The sequence below is a fragment of the Rhodococcoides kyotonense genome (assembly GCF_001645385.1).
Taxonomy (GTDB): domain Bacteria; phylum Actinomycetota; class Actinomycetes; order Mycobacteriales; family Mycobacteriaceae; genus Rhodococcoides; species Rhodococcoides kyotonensis_B.
Map to the genome: position 1 here is coordinate 30,542 of NZ_LVHI01000003.1, position 16,511 is coordinate 47,052.

Annotated in this window: 18 protein-coding genes; 7 read left to right on the plus strand and 11 right to left on the minus strand. The window is 65.7% G+C overall.

Translation table 11 applies throughout. From position 1 onward, the window contains the following. Window positions 1-15: 15 nt before the first annotated feature. The 8 genes from A3K89_RS02540 to prfB all read right to left on the minus strand — a co-directional run bounded on the left by A3K89_RS02540 (window position 16) and on the right by prfB (window position 7,045). Window positions 16-1,380, minus strand: a complete 1,365-nt coding sequence (locus A3K89_RS02540) for an SDR family NAD(P)-dependent oxidoreductase (RefSeq protein WP_068421361.1) — start codon at window positions 1,378-1,380, stop codon at window positions 16-18. Between the two features lie 54 nt (window positions 1,381-1,434). Beyond that, complete coding sequence (locus A3K89_RS02545) at window positions 1,435-2,286, minus strand: DMT family transporter (protein WP_068421364.1); 852 nt, start codon at window positions 2,284-2,286, stop codon at window positions 1,435-1,437. Between the two features lie 8 nt (window positions 2,287-2,294). Further along, complete coding sequence (gene smpB, locus A3K89_RS02550; RefSeq protein ID WP_068421367.1) at window positions 2,295-2,768, minus strand: SsrA-binding protein SmpB; 474 nt, start codon at window positions 2,766-2,768, stop codon at window positions 2,295-2,297. Between the two features lie 86 nt (window positions 2,769-2,854). Beyond that, window positions 2,855-3,760, minus strand: a complete 906-nt coding sequence (gene ftsX / locus A3K89_RS02555; protein ID WP_068421369.1) for a permease-like cell division protein FtsX — start codon at window positions 3,758-3,760, stop codon at window positions 2,855-2,857. Between the two features lie 62 nt (window positions 3,761-3,822). Further along, complete coding sequence (gene ftsE / locus A3K89_RS02560) at window positions 3,823-4,512, minus strand: cell division ATP-binding protein FtsE (protein ID WP_068421371.1); 690 nt, start codon at window positions 4,510-4,512, stop codon at window positions 3,823-3,825. Between the two features lie 47 nt (window positions 4,513-4,559). After that, window positions 4,560-5,021, minus strand: a complete 462-nt coding sequence (locus A3K89_RS02565) for a hypothetical protein (protein ID WP_068421374.1) — start codon at window positions 5,019-5,021, stop codon at window positions 4,560-4,562. Beyond that, window positions 5,018-5,923 carry a mechanosensitive ion channel family protein gene (locus A3K89_RS02570; RefSeq protein WP_068421377.1) on the minus strand — a complete coding sequence of 302 codons (906 nt, stop codon included), beginning with the start codon at window positions 5,921-5,923 and terminating at the stop codon, window positions 5,018-5,020. Before A3K89_RS02570 ends, A3K89_RS02565 begins: the two co-directional genes overlap by 4 nt. A gap of 9 nt (window positions 5,924-5,932) precedes the next feature. After that, entirely contained in the window at window positions 5,933-7,045 is a 1,113-nt protein-coding gene (prfB, locus tag A3K89_RS02575; RefSeq protein WP_068421593.1) for a peptide chain release factor 2, read from the minus strand. A gap of 113 nt (window positions 7,046-7,158) precedes the next feature. Here prfB and hisN point away from each other — a divergent pair, with 113 nt between their 5' ends. Then, entirely contained in the window at window positions 7,159-7,947 is a 789-nt protein-coding gene (hisN, locus tag A3K89_RS02580; RefSeq protein ID WP_068421380.1) for a histidinol-phosphatase, read from the plus strand. 3 nt (window positions 7,948-7,950) lie between these two features. On the opposite strand, the gene A3K89_RS02585 is transcribed toward hisN, so the two are convergent. Further along, window positions 7,951-8,319 carry a DUF1304 domain-containing protein gene (locus A3K89_RS02585; RefSeq protein ID WP_068421594.1) on the minus strand — a complete coding sequence of 123 codons (369 nt, stop codon included), beginning with the start codon at window positions 8,317-8,319 and terminating at the stop codon, window positions 7,951-7,953. Between the two features lie 125 nt (window positions 8,320-8,444). Here A3K89_RS02585 and A3K89_RS02590 point away from each other — a divergent pair, with 125 nt between their 5' ends. The 6 genes from A3K89_RS02590 (at window position 8,445) to A3K89_RS25930 (ending at window position 14,857) form a co-directional block, all read left to right on the plus strand. After that, entirely contained in the window at window positions 8,445-9,851 is a 1,407-nt protein-coding gene (locus A3K89_RS02590) for an acyl-CoA dehydrogenase family protein (protein WP_068421599.1), read from the plus strand. Between the two features lie 39 nt (window positions 9,852-9,890). Next, on the plus strand, window positions 9,891-11,114 hold the full coding sequence (locus A3K89_RS02595; protein ID WP_068421383.1) for an acyl-CoA dehydrogenase family protein: 1,224 nt from the start codon (window positions 9,891-9,893) through the stop codon (window positions 11,112-11,114). A gap of 143 nt (window positions 11,115-11,257) precedes the next feature. Further along, window positions 11,258-11,593: a YciI family protein gene (locus A3K89_RS02600; RefSeq protein WP_068421386.1), complete on the plus strand. Its 336-nt coding sequence runs from the start codon at window positions 11,258-11,260 to the stop codon at window positions 11,591-11,593. Window positions 11,594-11,612: 19 nt separating this feature from the next. Continuing rightward, window positions 11,613-12,857, plus strand: a complete 1,245-nt coding sequence (locus tag A3K89_RS02605; protein ID WP_254303386.1) for an RNA polymerase sigma factor — start codon at window positions 11,613-11,615, stop codon at window positions 12,855-12,857. A gap of 101 nt (window positions 12,858-12,958) precedes the next feature. Further along, window positions 12,959-14,602 carry an acyl-CoA synthetase gene (locus A3K89_RS02610; RefSeq protein ID WP_068421392.1) on the plus strand — a complete coding sequence of 548 codons (1,644 nt, stop codon included), beginning with the start codon at window positions 12,959-12,961 and terminating at the stop codon, window positions 14,600-14,602. A gap of 90 nt (window positions 14,603-14,692) precedes the next feature. Further along, window positions 14,693-14,857 (plus strand): hypothetical protein, encoded by a 165-nt coding sequence (locus tag A3K89_RS25930; protein ID WP_165839602.1) that lies wholly within the window; start codon window positions 14,693-14,695, stop codon window positions 14,855-14,857. 78 nt (window positions 14,858-14,935) lie between these two features. On the opposite strand, the gene A3K89_RS02615 is transcribed toward A3K89_RS25930, so the two are convergent. Both A3K89_RS02615 and A3K89_RS02620 read right to left on the minus strand, forming a co-directional pair. Beyond that, on the minus strand, window positions 14,936-15,295 hold the full coding sequence (locus A3K89_RS02615) for an ArsR/SmtB family transcription factor (RefSeq protein ID WP_084423537.1): 360 nt from the start codon (window positions 15,293-15,295) through the stop codon (window positions 14,936-14,938). Then, window positions 15,213-16,502, minus strand: coding sequence for an MFS transporter (locus A3K89_RS02620; RefSeq protein WP_068421397.1), 1,290 nt, complete (start codon window positions 16,500-16,502; stop codon window positions 15,213-15,215). The genes A3K89_RS02615 and A3K89_RS02620 overlap by 83 nt, the downstream gene beginning before the upstream one ends. Between the last annotated feature and the right edge of the window lie 9 nt (window positions 16,503-16,511).

Genomic DNA, 16,511 nt, shown 5'->3' on the forward strand with positions numbered 1-16,511 from the left:
GGCCTTCGTCTCCGGTCAGGCCCGGTCGATGTCGCCGACGACCCGAGCCAACATGCGTCCGGTCAGCACCTTGCGGAGCGGGAAGGACCCGTACCAGACCGCCCGGCCGGCGAGACCGCGGGGAAAGTAGTCGATGCGCTGCTCCACACGTGTTCCCCCTCCTGCCGAGGTCGCGCGGTAACGGAGCCATGCGGTGCCTGCGATCCGCGCGGTCGAACGCAACCGAACGTCGTCGGATCCGTCGTCGTCGAGCCGCCAGCCTCTCGTGTCGTCGGAGTGGATCACGTCCCCCAGCCTGCGACGAATGACGCTGGGTTCCGTTCCGAGGAATGCACCCTTGACGTCCGAATAGACGACCTCCCCCGCCCAGTGCGGGTCCGACGGGAGCGGATCCGAGGGTGCGGTGACCGTATCCGCCCACGACGATTCCGTCTCCCCTTCCTCGATGTTGCGCAACGCAAGGCGAACGGACTCGCGGTAGGGTGTGAGACCTCCCTCCGGCCGGTCGACGACGTCATCGATGTCGTGTTCGTGTGCCACGGCGTCGTACTGGAGCGACTCGATGAGGGGCATAGCGAGTCCACGCGGCATCGGGGTCACCAACCCGATCCAATGCCCGGCGAGCCGCGGGGTGAGGACCGGTAGAACCAGGATGCGTCGCTGGCGAAGCCCCGCGACGTCGGCGTAGATGTTCATCATCTCGCCGTACTCCATGACATCCGGTCCTCCGACGTCGTACGCACGACTCTGCGGCAGCTTCGCCTCGGCAGCGCCGAGGAGATAGTGCAGCACGTCCCGTACCGCGATCGGCTGAATTCGGTTGTGCACCCAGCGCGGTGTCGTCATGACCGGGAGGCGATTCGTCAGGTGCCGGATCATCTCGAACGACGCCGAACCCGACCCGATGACGACACCTGCCTGCAGCACGAGCGTCGGCGTCGGGGACTCCATGAGAATTCGGCCGACTTCTGCGCGCGACTCCAGATGTGGAGACAGATCGCCGGTCTGCGGATGCAACCCGCCGAGATAGACGATGCGGCCGACGCCCGCATCGGCGGCCACCGCCGCGACGTTCTCCGCGCTTTCCCGTTCGGTTTTCGCGAAGTCGTCGTGACCGGACGTCCCCATGGAGTGCACGAGGTAGTAGACGACGTCGACGTCGGCGAACGCCGACTTCAGCGAATCACGATCTCCGAGATCGCCTTGCGCGACCTCGACCTTCTCGGCCCACGGGACGCCACGAAGCTTGTCGGGGTTACGGGCCAGAACTCGCACCGTGTAGCCGGCGTCGAGCAGGCGTGGGGCGAGCCGGCCACCCAGATAGCCCGTCGCACCGGTGACGAGAACTCTGGATGGTCGTGGGGTCTGTTCGGCGGTCATTGCGGGTCGATACCCTCGCCGAGCCCGGTTCAACCGGGCGTGCGCGCCGCGGCACTAGGCGACGGCGATCAGCCCGACCGCCCCGAGAGCCAACAGCATTCCGGCCTGCTGCAACCGACCGACGCGCTCGCCGAGCATGACCATCGCGAGCATGACGGTCGCCGCCGGGTACAGCGACGCGATGACGCTGACGAGCGACAGCAAACCACCTTGATAGGCGTACAGCAGTGCGGCATTCGCGACGACGTCGAGCACACCGACGAATGCGGCCAACTTCAACACACTGCCGTGGGGCAGGACGAAGTGACGGGACGCCAAAGCGACGCACCAGACGACCGCGGTGGCCGACGCCCGCGACGCCGCGAGCGGCCACAGGCCCGTACCGTCCTCGATCTGGTGGAGACAGATGAACGCGATCGCGAACGTCACCCCGGACCCGATCGTCAACCATGCGACCGAACGGGTGAACTTCATCTCGCGGCCGCCCGCCACCTCGCCGGTGGTCTCGTCGGGCGACTCCTTGCTGACGAGAACGACGGCGACGAGCGCCAACGCGATTCCGACGAAGGCGAGCGCGCCGGGTCGCTCGCCGATGGCGAATCCGGCGACGACGGGAATGCCCGCGACGAGCACCGCGGTCAACGGCGACACGACGGCCATGGGCCCGGTCGCGAGTGCCAGGTAGAACCACCAGACGGCCAGTGCACCCGCCACGCCCGACGCGAGACCCCACAGGATCGGCGTCCACGAAAGCGTCCCTCCGACGAACGGCGCGATCAGGAGGACGACGACGAGCGAGAACGGGTACGAGACGATGACGACCCGGAGAGCTGCCACTCGCCTGGACGCGACACCGCCGACGAAATCACTGACCCCGTATCCGACAGCTGCGACCAGAGCGAGCAGAACGGCGGTCAGCGCATACCTTTGATGCGACGCCCGAGCTCGCGGGTCACTTCGCGCTCGGCGGTACGACGCGCCAGATCCTGACGCTTGTCGTAGTCCTGCTTACCCTTGGCCAACGCCAGTTCGACCTTCACCTTGCCGTCGGAGAAGTACATCGACAGCGGCACGAGGGTGAGACTGCCTTCCTTGACCTTGCCGACGAGGCGTTCGATCTCACGCTTGTGCAGCAACAGCTTCCGGGTGCGACGCGGGGCGTGGTTGGTCCAGCTGCCCTGCGTGTACTCGGGGATGTGCAGCCCGCGGAGCCAGATCTCGCCGTCGTCGACGGTCGCGAACGCATCCGCGAGCGACGCCTTGCCCTCTCGCAGACTCTTCACCTCGGTGCCGACCAGCGCGATGCCGGCCTCGTAGACATCGAGAATCGAATAGTTGTGTCGCGCCTTACGATTGGTCGCGATGGCCTTGCGGCCCTTTTCCTTCACTGCAGGGCCCTTTCCTTCCGAGCGCCTCGAGGTCGTGCACGCGTCGTGCACAACCGCTCCAGCATAGAACTGCACGGCAAGTGGATTTACTCCCGCACGTACAAGCGCAGGGTGATGTACGCCGTGACTGCTGCCATGCCGACGCCGACGAGCACCAGGAAGGGCGAGACGAGCAGTACGTCGCTGTTGGAGATACGGGCAAGGATGTTGGCGTCGTACACCTCGGAGAGCACGTCGTCGATGAAGAGGTTCTTGGCGGTGAACAGTCCGGCGATGGCAAGCACCGATCCGATCAACGCGGCGACGACGGCTTCCAGCAGGAACGGCAGCTGCGTGTACCAGCGGGTCGCGCCGACGAGCCGCATGATGCCGACTTCGGTGCGCCTGGTGAACGCGGCGATCTGCACCATGTTGGCGATCAGAAGAATCGCGGCGATGGCCTGCACGACCGCGATCGCGAACGCCGCGTTGCGCACACCGTTGAGGACACTGAACAACCGCTCGACGAGGTCGCGCTGGTTGAGAACGCTCTGCACGCCGGGCCTGCTGCCGAAGTTGTCGTTGATGACGCCGAAGCGTTCGGGGTCGTTGAGCTTGACCTTGAACGACGCCGGGAAGCTGTCCGGACTGACCAACTCCGCGAGTTCGGGCTGATCCTTGAACACGCGCTCGGTGGCGTCCTTCACCGCGTCGTCGCGGTTCAGGTACTGCACGGTCTCGACCGACGGCGTCTGCTCCAGATCGGACCGCAGCGTGCGGCAGGTGTCCTGCGCGCAGTCGGGGTCCCCCGACGAGATGTCGTCGGTCAGAAAGATCTGCACCTCGACGCGGTCCAGGAAGATCTGCTGGGTCTTCCCTGCCATCTGCACCACGAGCAGTCCCCCGCCGAACAACCCCAGCGAGATCGCGGTCGTCAGGATCATGGCAATGGTCATGGTGATGTTGCGGCGAAGTCCGGTCAGAACCTCACTGGTGATGAAACTGGCGCGCATCGCGGTATCGGGCCCTTCGGTAGTGCAGAACGAGAATGTCGGCGGGAGTCGGTCCTACGTCTCTACCTGCCGACGCCGTAGACGCCGCGGGCCTCGTCGCGCACCACTCGTCCGTTGTCCAACTCGACGACACGTCGACGCATCGAGTCCACGATGTGGTTGTCGTGGGTTGCCATCAACACCGTCGTACCGGTGCGGTTGATGCGTTCGAGCAGCATCATGATGTCCTGGCTCGTATCCGGGTCGAGGTTTCCGGTCGGCTCGTCGGCGAGCAGGACCAACGGGCGGTTGACGAACGCGCGTGCGATGGCAACACGCTGCTGTTCTCCGCCGGACAGTTCCGTGGGAAGCCGGTCGGATTTGCCGCCGAGACCGACCAGATCGAGCACCTCGGGGACCGTACGTTTGATCACCGAGCGGGGCTTGCCGATCACCTCGAGCGCGAAGGCCACGTTCTCGACGACCGTCTTCTTCTGCAGCAACCGGAAGTCCTGGAACACGCACCCCATGCTCTGGCGCAGACGAGGGACGCGGCGCGACGACAGTCGATTCACGTGGAAATCGGCGACGTGGATGTCACCCGACGTCGGCGTCTCTTCCTTGAGCAGCAGCCGCATGAACGTGGACTTGCCCGAACCGGACGGACCGATGAGAAAGACGAACTCGCCCTTGTCCACGGATACGGTCACGTCGTCCAGAGCAGGCCTGGTCGACGTCTTGTAGGACTTGGACAGTTTCGTCGTGCTGATCACGGGTCGCCAGTGTAGCCCCTACCGGCCGGTAACCGTCCCAGGCTCACTCAGGGCGTGCCCGTCGCGGTCGGCGGCGCAGGTAGCAGCGATCGCAGCTCCGGCGGCACCGTCAATCCGGGGAGATAGGTGGGGGCGGTGGTCGTCGACGTACCCGTGTCGCTGGTGCCCGTTCCCGGCGCGCCAGGAACCCCTGATGTCGTGGTGGGCACGTCCGTCGGCGTCGGAGAGACCGTCGTCGTCGGGGCGGGCGGAGTCGTCGTCGTGTACTGCTCGGTGTACTCCTGCTGGGCGCTCGGTCCGGGACTCACCAGCCCGGGGTCGACGGCCGTCGGTCCTGCGGCCGGCGCGTCGTTGCCCTCCTGCAGTTGGTTGTAGAGCAGGCCCGTCAACACGAAACACAGTGACAGAATCGCCGTCGACGTCCGGATGCGGCCGAACAGTTTCGCCGGCGGCCGCCAGGCTCGCCACGACGACCGCTCCTCGGGCTCGGCGACAGGGTTCTCGGTCACAACGGCTCACCTTCGTTACGACTGCGCCCTTCGGCCGCCACCCCTGCCGTCGACACGTCGGGTGTGACGCGAATGCCTTCCGGCTGCAGCGCGGCGGCGACGCGGACGCGTAGTTCACGGCCGACCTGGAACTGTTTGCCCGGCAGTGTTCGGGCCACGAGACGGACGTTGACCTGATCGACCTCGATGCTCTCCACACCCATGACCGTCGGCTCGTCGAGCAACAACGGCCGCAGGTTCGAGTCCTCGTAGGCCGCGTGCCCGACGCGTCGGAGCACCTCGTTGACACGGTTGAGGTCGGCGACCGACGGCACCGGGACGTCGACGACGGCCCGGGCCCAGTCCTTCGACAGGTTGATGGCCTTCACGATCTGCCCGTTGGGAACGGTGATGACCTCGCCGTCGACGCTACGGATCCGCGTGACGCGCAGCGTGACGTCCTCGACCGTGCCGACGGCGTCCTCCGCCGACCCCGTGACCGCGATCTGCACGACGTCACCGAACCCGTACTGCCGCTCGGTGATGATGAAGAAGCCCGCGAGAATGTCCTGCACGATGCGCTGCGCACCGAAGCCGAGCGCCGCACCGAGGACCGTCGCCGGAGCTACGAGTCCGGTGACAGCGAAGCCGAGTCGCCGAAGCACCTCGATCGTGACGAGGATGTAGACGATCGTCACGGCGACCCACGTGATCACCTGCGCGAGAGCGTGCCGATGCTTGGCCGCCTCGGTACGCACGAGCGCGTCGCTGTGCTGATAGTTGGCGTCGATCCGAGACGTGATGCGCGAACCGAGCCAGGAGATGAACCGGGCCAGCAGCACGCCGCCCAGAACGAACAGCACTATTTCGAGCCCACGAAGACGCAGGTAGAGCGGAACGCCGAAGTCGAGTGCCGAGTTCACCGGGGTGACCTACTCTTCGCCGCGCATCCGCCAGCGGATGCCGGATTCGAGGAAACCGTCGATGTCGCCGTCGAGGACGCTGGACGGGTTGTTGACCTCGTACTCGGTCCGCAGATCCTTGACCATCTGGTACGGATGCAGCACGTAGGACCGCATCTGGTTGCCCCAGGAGCTGCCGCCGTCGCCTTTGAGGGCATCCATCTCGGCGCGCTCTTCCTTGCGCTTGACCTCGAGCAGTTTGGCCTGGAGGACGCGCATCGCGGACACCTTGTTCTGCAACTGCGACTTCTCGTTCTGGCAGGTGACGACGATGCCGGTCGGAATGTGCGTCAGGCGCACCGCCGAGTCGGTCGTGTTGACCGACTGTCCGCCCGGTCCACTGGATCGGTAGACGTCGACGCGAATGTCGCCTTCCGGGACGTCGATGTGATCGGTCGTCTCGACGACGGGAAGTACCTCGACCTCGGCGAAGGACGTCTGACGCCGACCCTGGTTGTCGAACGGGCTGATGCGAACGAGGCGGTGCGTGCCCTGTTCCACCGACAGCGTTCCGTACGTGTAGGGCGCCTTGACCGCGAAGGTCGCGCTCTTGATGCCTGCTTCTTCCGCGTACGACGTGTCGTACACCTCGACGCCGTAGCCGTGCTTCTCCGCCCAGCGGATGTACATACGCATCAGCATCTCGGCCCAGTCGGCCGCGTCGATCCCGCCTGCACCGGACCGGATGTTGACGAGCGCGTCGCGCTGGTCGTACTCACCGGACAGAAGAGTCCGCACCTCGGCCGCCGCGATGTCCTCGCGCAGCGACGCGCGCTCGGTGTCCGCGTCGGCAAGGGCCGACGCCTGCGCGTCGCCCTCCTCGCCCTCCGCGAGTTCGTACAGAACCGGCATGTCCTCCAGCCGTTGACGAAGCTCTTCGACGCGACGCAACTCGGCCTGCGCATGCGACAGCTGACTGGTCACCTGCTGCGCGTGTTCCTGGTCGTTCCAGAGGTCCGGAGACGCGGCCTGGTGTTCGAGTTCGTCGATCCGGCGACGCAGTTCCTCGACATCGAGCACCGACTCGATGGTGGTGAGGGTGATGTCGAGTTCGTTCAGATCTGCGGAGACGTCAGGATGCACGAGATACAAGGTTACCGGCACACCGATCGTGGTCGAACTCGAGTCGTGGTCACTGCTGGTTCCGGCCCGGGACGGGGTGACGATGCGACTGTCACCCTGTCTAGGCTCTCCTCGTGACCTTCTCCGCCGCTGACCTGCAACTCGCTCTGTCCCTCGCCGACCAGGCCGACGTCATCACCCGCGATCGATTTCTCGCGCTGGACCTGAAGGTCGACGACAAGCCCGACCTCAGCCCGGTCAGCGACGCCGATCTCGCGGTCGAGCGGCACGTGCGCGCCGTGCTGGCCGAACAGCGCCCGGACGACGCCGTCCTCGGTGAGGAGTTCGGCGGCGACGCGGTCTTCGAGGGCAGGCAGTGGGTCGTCGATCCCATCGACGGCACCAAGAACTTCGTACGAGGAGTGCCGATCTGGGCGACGCTCATCGCACTACTCGAGGACGGCGTGCCGGTCGTCGGAGTGATCAGCGCCCCAGCCCTGAACCGGCGGTGGTGGGCCGCCGACTCCATGGGCGCGTTCACGTCGTACGACGGCGGCGACGCCCGCGCGATCACGACGTCGTCCGTGCGTGACTTGAGTTCTGCGAGTTTGAGTTTCGCGAGCCTCAGCGGTTGGAAGGACCGCGGAATCCGTGAGCAGTTCGTCGCTCTGACCGACACCGTGTGGAGGACGCGAGGGTACGGCGACTTCTTCTCCTACTGCCTCCTCGCCGAGGGCACGCTGGACATCGCCGCCGAGCCCGAGGTCTCACTGTGGGACCTGGCCCCACTCGACGTTCTCGTCCGCGAGGCGGGCGGGCGTTTCACCGGTCTCGACGGCACCGCCGGACCGCACGGCGGCAGCGCGGTCGCGACGAACGGACTGCTGCACGACGAGGTCCTGGCCGCGCTGCAGCACGGCTGACGCTCAGAACAGAGCCGCGATCACGAGGGCGACGAGCGGAGTGACGCCCTGCGTGACCGCCGCTCGGAAGTACGTGCGTCCGCCCGTCGCCAGAACGACGGCCGCGCCGACGATGCTCAGGCACGCGAAGATCACGACGGCGTGGCCTGCAGATCCTCCGACGATCAGGCCGCCGACGATGCCGAGTGCGAGGAAGAGGTTGTAGAAGCCCTGGTTGAAGGCCATCGGCCGGACGGTGTCGGCGTCGGCCTGGCTGGCGACTCCGAACCGCTTCCACACCGTGGGCCTGGTCCAGACGACGCTTTCCATGACGAAGATGGCGACGTGGAGCACGGCCGCGAGTGCGGCAAAGACCTGGGCAAGTATCGGCACGGTACGAAATCGTGCCATATCGGCGTTGACGTGCGCGGACGTTCCCGTTCTTACCGGGGAGTAGACAGCTATCTTACTCGGGAGTAAGGTTGGCGGAGTCCGAGCCCGACACCGAGAAACAGCTGGTGATCATGAGCAAGCAAGACAGTGTGATCGAGACGAAGCGCAAGACGCCTCGCGACACATCCGCAATCGGCCTGAACCCGATCAAGCGAGATGCCATCGGCACCGCCATGCGCGTGCTCACGGCCATCACCGGATCGGAACTGGCGGAGAAGTACAAGATCCGGCAGACCATCGATCGCGTCACGTACGAGGGCACCAAGTCGGGGTTCAAGACACTCGGCGCGGCCACGCGTACCTTCGCGAAGGTCACCGGCGGCGGCAAGCCCAAGCGCCTCGACGACGCCGCGGTCAAGAATCTCGACTACTTCGACCTGACGCCCGACGACGAGCAGCGCATGATCGTCGAGACGGTCAAGGAATTCGCCGACGAGATCCTGCGCCCTGCCGCGCACGACGCCGATGCCTCCGCGTCGTCACCCGAGGATCTGGTTCGTCGTAGCGCCGAGCTGGGCATCACGCTCATCAACGTTCCCGAGGAGCTCGACGGCGCCGCCAGTGAGCGTGGCGCGGTGACCAACGCGCTCGTCGCCGAGGCCCTCGCACACGGCGACATGGGCCTCGCGCTTCCGATTCTCGCGCCGAGCGGCGTCGCAATTGCATTGACGCAGTGGGGAACCGACGCTCAGCAGCAGACCTACCTCCCGGCGTTCGTCGGCGAGAAGGTCCCGAACGCGGCGGTCGTCGTCAACGAACCTCGTGCACTGTTCGATCCGTTCTCGTTGCAGACCAAGGCTGTTCGCTCCCCCAGCGGATACAAGCTCAACGGAGTCAAGAGCGTCGTGCCTGCCGCGGGCTCGTCCGAGTTGTTCGTGGTGGCCGCCGAGCTCGACGGACGGCCGTCGTTCTTCATCGTCGAATCGGATTCCAAAGGCCTTGTCGTCGAGGCGGATCCGAGCATGGGTCTGCGCGCCGCAGGACTCGGACGGCTGCATCTGACCGATGTAGCCGTTCCCGAATCGGCCCTGCTGGGTGGCGGTGACGCCGACCAGCGTGCGCTCGATTACGCCGACGCCATCAGCCTCGCTCGGCTCGGTTGGTCCTCTCTCGCCGTCGGCACCGGCCAAGCAGTCCTCGACTACGTGATTCCCTACGTCAACGACCGCGTGGCATTCGGCGAACCGATCAGCAACCGACAGGCAGTCGCGTTCATGGTCGCGAACATCGCGATCGAGGTGGATGGTCTGCGTCTGGTCACGCTGCGTGGCGCATCGCGGGCGGAGCAGGGCAAGTCGTTCGCCCGTGAGGCCGCGCTCGCACGACGCCTTGCATCCGAGAAGGGCATGCAGATCGGCTCCGACGGAGTGCAGTTGCTGGGTGGCCACGGTTTCACCAAGGAGCACCCGGTGGAGCGTTGGTACCGCGATCTCCGCGCCGTCGGCGTTGCCGAGGGCATCGTACTCATCTGATTCGTCTCAACGCGCGAACGAAAGACTCGAGGACACACGATGATCAATCTCGAACTCCCCAAAAAGCTTCGGGCACAGGCGAATCAGGCGCACCAGGTCGCAGCCGAGATCTTCCGGCCCATCTCCCGTAAGTACGACCTGGCCGAGCACGCCTACCCCGTCGAGCTGGACACGATGGCGTCCATGGTCGAGGGCATGTCCGACGCGGGCAACGAGATCGGCGGGGCCGCAGGCGGACGCGAGAAGGACAGCGAATCCGCCCCGAAGCCGAGCAAGACGGCAAATGCCAACGGCGGCAACATGTCCGCACTCGTCAACGTCATCGAAACATGCTGGGGCGACGTGGGCCTGACGCTGTCCATCCCCTACCAGGGCCTCGGTAACTCGGCCATCGCTGCAGTGTCCACCGACGAACAGCTCGAGCGGTTCGGCAAGGTGTGGGCGTCCATGGCGATCACCGAACCCAGCTTCGGTTCGGATTCGGCCGCCGTCACCACCACCGCCGAGCTCGACGGCGACGAATGGGTGCTCAACGGTGAGAAGATCTACGTCACCGCGGGCGAACGCTCCACCCACATCGTCGTCTGGGCCAGCGTCGACAGGTCCAAGGGCCGCGCGGCGATCAAGTCGTTCGTCGTCCCGCGGGACGCTCCTGGTCTGAGCGTCGCACGACTCGAGCACAAGCTGGGCATCAAGGCGTCCGACACCGCCGCACTGCTGCTGGAGAACTGCCGTATCCCGAAGGACAACCTGCTCGGATCGGCGGAGGTCAACACCGAGAAGGGCTTCGCGGGCGTCATGCAAACGTTCGACAACACGCGCCCGCTCGTCGCAGGCATGGCGATCGGCGTCGCGCGTGCGGCCTTGGAAGAGCTCCGGTCCATTCTCGACGAGGCCGGTGTCGAGATCTCGTACACGACCCCCGCGTACAACCAGCACGCAGCGGCAGCCGAGTTCCTGCGTCTCGAAGCCGACTGGGAGGCGTCGCACCTTCTTGCCCTGCGCGCCGCCTGGATGGCGGACAACAAGGAGCCCAACTCTCTGCAGGCGTCCATGGCCAAGGCCAAGGCGGGACGGTCGGCCACCGAGATCACGCTCAAGGCCGTCGAACTCGCCGGCAGCTACGGCTACTCCGAACGACTTCTGCTCGAGAAGTGGAGTCGCGATGCCAAGATTCTCGACATCTTCGAAGGCACACAGCAGATTCAGCAGCTGATCGTCGCCCGTCGCGTACTCGGTAAAACGTCCGCCGAATTGAAGTAGCAGAACCGACCGACGAGAGCCCGCTGCATTCGTGCCGCGGGCTCTCGTCGTTTCTCCGAAGTTTTTTTCTCGGCCGTGTCGAAAGCGCAGCATTCCGTTCGTCTTACATCATGTAAGCCGAGAGAAACGACCGAGGAGACACCATGAAGTACATGCTGCTGATCAACGCACCGAGCGCCGACTTCGACAACGGCTGCACGCCGGAGGACTGGATCCAGTTCGGCAAGGAGATGCAGGACGAAGGCGTCTTCGTCACCGGATACTCGCTGGCCGATCTGACGAGCGCCACCACCGTTCGGGTCGACGACGACGGACGCCGCAGCATCACCGACGGGCCGTTCGCCGAAACACGCGAAGTACTCGGTGGTTTCGAGGTCATCGACGTCCCCGACCTCGACGCGGCCCTCGACTGGGCCGCTCGGTGCCCCGGTTCGCAGGGCGGCGGGACCGTCGTCGTACGCCCGATCGCCGAGTACTGACCTCGTGCGGCGCACGGGCGTGGACAATTCCCTGGACGCGGTGTTCCGCGAAGAACACGGCAGACTGTTGGCCACACTCGTGCGTCGTTACGGCGATCTCGACCTCGCCGAGGATGTGGCGTCGGACGCGATCGAAGCCGCCCTGGTGCACTGGCCGGTCGACGGCGTCCCGAAAGCTCCCGGCGCCTGGCTTCTGACGACGGCAAGGCGTCGAGCCGTCGATCGTCTTCGTCGGGACTCGACCTACGCGTCGAAGCTGGCCTTGCTGCACGTGGATCGCGACCGGGCGGAGTACTCGTCGCCGCCGGACGTGACCGACGCCGAATTTCCCGACGACCGTCTGCAGATGTTCTTCACGTGTTCGCACCCGGCGTTGGGACCCGACGACCGCGTCGCGCTGACGTTGCGGTGCCTGGCAGGGTTCACGACGCACGAGGTCGCGCGAGCGTTTCTCGTCACTCCGACCACCGCAGGTCAGCGAATAACGAGGGCGAAGAAGAAGATTCGCGACGCGCGCATCCCCTTCCGAGTCCCCGGCGTCGACGAGTTGCCCCACCGCCTCCCCGGGGTGCTGCAGGTCGTGTATTCCATCTTCACCGAGGGGTACGCCGCATCGACCGGTGACGATCTGATGCGCACCGACCTCGCCGACGAGGCGATACGCCTCGGCCGCATTCTTCGCGCGCTGCTACCGAGTCAGCGCGAGACGACCGGGTTGCTGGCATTGATGCTGCTGACCCATGCACGGCGTGCCGCTCGCACCGGCCCGGGCGGTGCCATCGAGATGCTGGAGGAACAGGATCGCACGCTGTGGGACCAGGCCATGATCGACGAAGGGACTGCTCTCGTCGTCGAGGCACTGTCCGGAGATACCCCTGGGCCGTATGCCGTGCAGGCCGCCATCGCTGCGCTGCACGACGAGGCGCGCACCCCGGACGACGTCGACTGGCCACAGATCGTCGCCCTGTACGGCGTACTGTCCGTCGTCGCACCGTCTCCTGTCGTCTCGCTGGGCCGTGCGGTGGCCGTCGCGATGCGCGACGGCCCCGAGGTAGGACTTGCACTACTCGACGACATCGCCGACGAGCCGATGCTGGCGAACTACTTTCCGTACGCCGCAGCCCGTGGCGACCTGCTGTTGCGGTCGGGCCGGAACGCCGAGGCTGCCGCAGAGTTCCGACGGGCTCTCGACCTGGCCGGCTCGAACCCGGAACGAGATCTGATGCGACGGCGGATCATCGACGCACGATTCGCGGAGGGCTGAACCCCCGTTCGCGCTTTCCGCCCGAGCTTTGTGATCGTTCACTACCATCGTTTCTCGACGAACACTGCTGGATCACCGGAACGTTCTCGGGGGAGACGATCATGTCGGTACGACACAGAGTCGAACGCCACCGCACGCTGACGCACATCGTCGACAGTCTGGGCGCGGTACGCGTGATGAACCGCTCGGGGCTTCTCCCGTTCCCCCGAATCGATCAGGGGATCGCGTCTCTCCGAGCCGTGCGCAAGTACGGGCCGTTCGCCGGTCCCGTTCACGCGCATGCACATTCGGACACCGATGCCGACACCGTCGCGCTGATCGACGAGGCGGGCAGCCTCACATATGCGGACCTCGAGCGGATGTCGAATGCGCTCGTCCGAGGGTGGCGCGCCGACGGTATCGGAGCCGGATCGGTCATGGGTGCCATGGCGCGTAACCACCGACTCCTGGTCACGACGATGCTCGCGGCGGCCAAGGGAGGCGTCCGGCTCGTCATGATGAACACCGGCTTCGCCGCCCCGCAGCTGGCCGACGTGGCAGCCAGGGAGCAGGTCGGCGCATTCGTCTTCGACGAGGAATTCTCGGACGTCGCCGCCGCCCTCTCCCCCGCAGTCACCACATATCTCGCATGGACCGACACGGCGAGCCCGCGCTTGCGGACGCTGGCGTCGATCATCGAGCGAGAATCGACCGCGGCAGTGCCGGCACCCAAGATCCAGGGGGGATTCGTACTGCTGACCAGCGGAACGACGGGCGCGCCGAAGGGGGCTCCTCGGGATCACACGTCGCCGCTGGCGTCGGCGCAGTTCCTCGATCGAGTGCCGTTGCGCCGCAACAAGACCATGGTGATGGCGGCACCGATCTTCCACGGCACCGGTTTGTCCCAGTTCGCGCTCGCACTCGCGCTGGCCGACACCGTCGTGATGCATCGCAAGTTCGATCCGAAGAACACCGTCGAACTGCTCGCACAGCACAAGGCGGACACGCTCGTGCTGGTACCCACGATGTTGCAGCGCATCGTCGACCTCGGTCCGGACGTTCTCGATCGGTTCGACACATCCGCTCTGCGCGTCATCTTCGCGGCGGGCTCGTCGATTTCACCGGATCTGTCGCGTCGGACCGCCCGCGCCTTCGGCCCGGTGTTGCACAACCTGTACGGATCGACCGAAGTCGCCGTGGCGACGGTCGCCACACCCGACGAGCTCGAGCAGGCTCCCGGCACGGCGGGCCGACCACCGGTGACGTGCCGCGTTCAATTGTTCGATCACGACGACACACCCGTGACGACCGCAGGAACCGTGGGACGCATCTTCGTCTCCAGTGGCCTCAGCTTCTCCGGTTACACCGACGGACGAGACAAGGAACGCATCGACGGGATGCTGTCGACCGGTGACCTCGGACATTTCGACGAAGGCGGTCTGCTCTTCGTCGACGGGCGTGACGACGACATGATCGTGTCCGGCGGCGAGAACGTCTACCCGATCGAGGTGGAGAACCTACTGGCCGACCGCGACGACGTCGTCGAGGCCGCCGTCGTCGGTGTCGCGGATCCCGACTTCGGACACCGACTCCGGGCGTACGTCGTGCCCACGCCCGCGTCCCATCGAGATCCCGACGACATCAAGACCTACGTAAAGGCACATCTCGCGCGGCACAAGGTCCCTCGTGACGTCGTGTTCGTCGACGACCTACCGCGCAACGCCACCGGCAAGGTCCTCCGACGTCTACTTTCCGACCCTGACTAGCCCGCAGGCGTCGACTGGGCCGAGAATGGTTGGCGGAGTATCGGGTACACGTGCGTCGAATGCTCGACGGGTAGCGGAGGAGAAGTGAACATGTCCGAATGGACGAAGAAGATCAAGGACGAGGCCAGGGGTCTAATCGCCGAGGCCGAGCAGGAGCTGACCGCACTCGAGGGTGCCGACACCGTCGACCTGACAGCCGACGAGACCGATGCCGATTCCGACGCGGTCGACACCGACACGTCCGAGAAGAACTAGATCTTCACCGCTGCCAGAAGGGCGGCGACGTAAGCGTCGCCCTTCTGCTGCTCCAGAATCCGGCTGTCCTTCTGCGCGTCACCGGTGCGGCGGTTCGCCGGTCACCCGGTGATCCGCATAGTTGAAGCCCTCGCGAACCAGTCGTGCGAGGTGCCCGTCGACGATCCGGTACACGACGCGTCGGCCGTCCCTGGTCGTCTCGACCATTCCGGTGAAGCGCAATTTCGCGAGATGCTGACTGACCGCTGTCCGCGATGCACCGGTAGCCTCTGTCAGAGTCGACACGTCGGACGGGTCGTGCGACAGAATCCACAGCAGGTGAAGCCGTGTGGGATCGGCCAACATGCGGAAGATGTCACTGGCGGATTCCAGCCGGACGCGGTCCGGGTTCGTCCCGTGGTCGAGACTCGGACTTCGAGTCGGCACCGATTCGGTCATCGCCACCTCCCTCACTCGACCTCCACAGCAACGAGGCTGCAATCGTCGCCAGTGTAGCGAGCACGGCCGAGATCGCCGTCGAGACCGATTGTCCCGCTGCCGCACCGACCCACCCGACGATCGGGTAGGTCAGAAGAAAGCACGCATGTGACAGCGAGAACTGAGCCGTGAACAGCGCTGTCAGCTCGTCGGCGGCGGCGCAGCGACGGATCACGCGGGCCGTCGGAGTGCCTATTGCCGACGCCGCTGCTCCCGCACCCACCCACAGGACGGCGAGACAGATCCAGGCGATCGGGCCGGTAGTGACGACGACAGCGAAGATCGTCGTACAGGCGGTCGTCAACGCCGCTACCGCGCATCCCGTCAGCATGACGGTGCGGTCCGAGACACGTTTCAGCAGCCGGGGAAGGCACACTGCAACGGCGATGGAGCCTGCGCCGAAGCAGCCCAACAGCAGCGCTACCTGATCCGCGGACCCATCCAGCCGCGCACGGACGTACACGACCGTGTCGACGACGACGACACTCGTCACCGCGGCCGCGACGAGGTTCATCGCTGCTACTCCCCGCAACGGTGCTCGAGTCACGAAGTCGCGTGCGCCGGACGTGATTCGCGTGCGAAACGGCACCGGGTCGACCGATCTCATCGACGGTAGCCGGGCGCTCAGGACCATACTCATCGACGCGGCGAAGCCGGCAGCCGTTCCGACGAACAGCACGTGGTACGAAACCACGGTCAGCAGAGCTGCCGCCACCATCGGACTGACGATCGACTCGAGGTCGTACGCGAGCCGGGACAGCGACAATGCCTTCGTGTAGGCGACGTCCTCCCTCAGTAGCGCGGGAATGGTCGATTGGAACGCCGGTGTGAACGTCGCCGACGCGGACTGCAGGACGAATACGAGCGCGTAGATCTGCCAGGGATGGACGACGAACGGAAGTACGAGCACGCTCGCCGCACGCACCGCGTCGGCGGCGACCAGAACCGTCGTACGGTTCACGCGTGCGGTCAGGGCCGACGCGACGGGTGACACCGCGACGTAAGCGACCATCTTGACGCCCAAGGCCGTGCCGAGGACGGCACCCGCGTCGGATCCGGCGATGTCGAATGCCGCGAGTCCGAGTGCAACCGTCGTCAGCCCGGTACCGATCAGAGCCAGGATCTGGGCGGTGAACAGGCGTCGGAACCGCGAGTCGGCAAGAGGCACGGAATCAGA

Bases quoted from the DNA above. Each gene is read 5' to 3' on its own strand.
- A3K89_RS02610 (WP_068421392.1), top strand. From the start codon at position 12,959: ATGTCGGTACGACACAGAGTCGAACGCCACCGCACGCTGACGCACATC.
- A3K89_RS25930 (WP_165839602.1), top strand. From the start codon at position 14,693: ATGTCCGAATGGACGAAGAAGATCAAGGACGAGGCCAGGGGTCTAATC.
- A3K89_RS02540 (WP_068421361.1), bottom strand. From the start codon at position 1,380: ATGACCGCCGAACAGACCCCACGACCATCCAGAGTTCTCGTCACCGGT.
- A3K89_RS02595 (WP_068421383.1), top strand. From the start codon at position 9,891: ATGATCAATCTCGAACTCCCCAAAAAGCTTCGGGCACAGGCGAATCAG.
- ftsX (WP_068421369.1), bottom strand. From the start codon at position 3,760: ATGCGCGCCAGTTTCATCACCAGTGAGGTTCTGACCGGACTTCGCCGC.
- A3K89_RS02615 (WP_084423537.1), bottom strand. From the start codon at position 15,295: ATGACCGAATCGGTGCCGACTCGAAGTCCGAGTCTCGACCACGGGACG.
- A3K89_RS02600 (WP_068421386.1), top strand. From the start codon at position 11,258: ATGAAGTACATGCTGCTGATCAACGCACCGAGCGCCGACTTCGACAAC.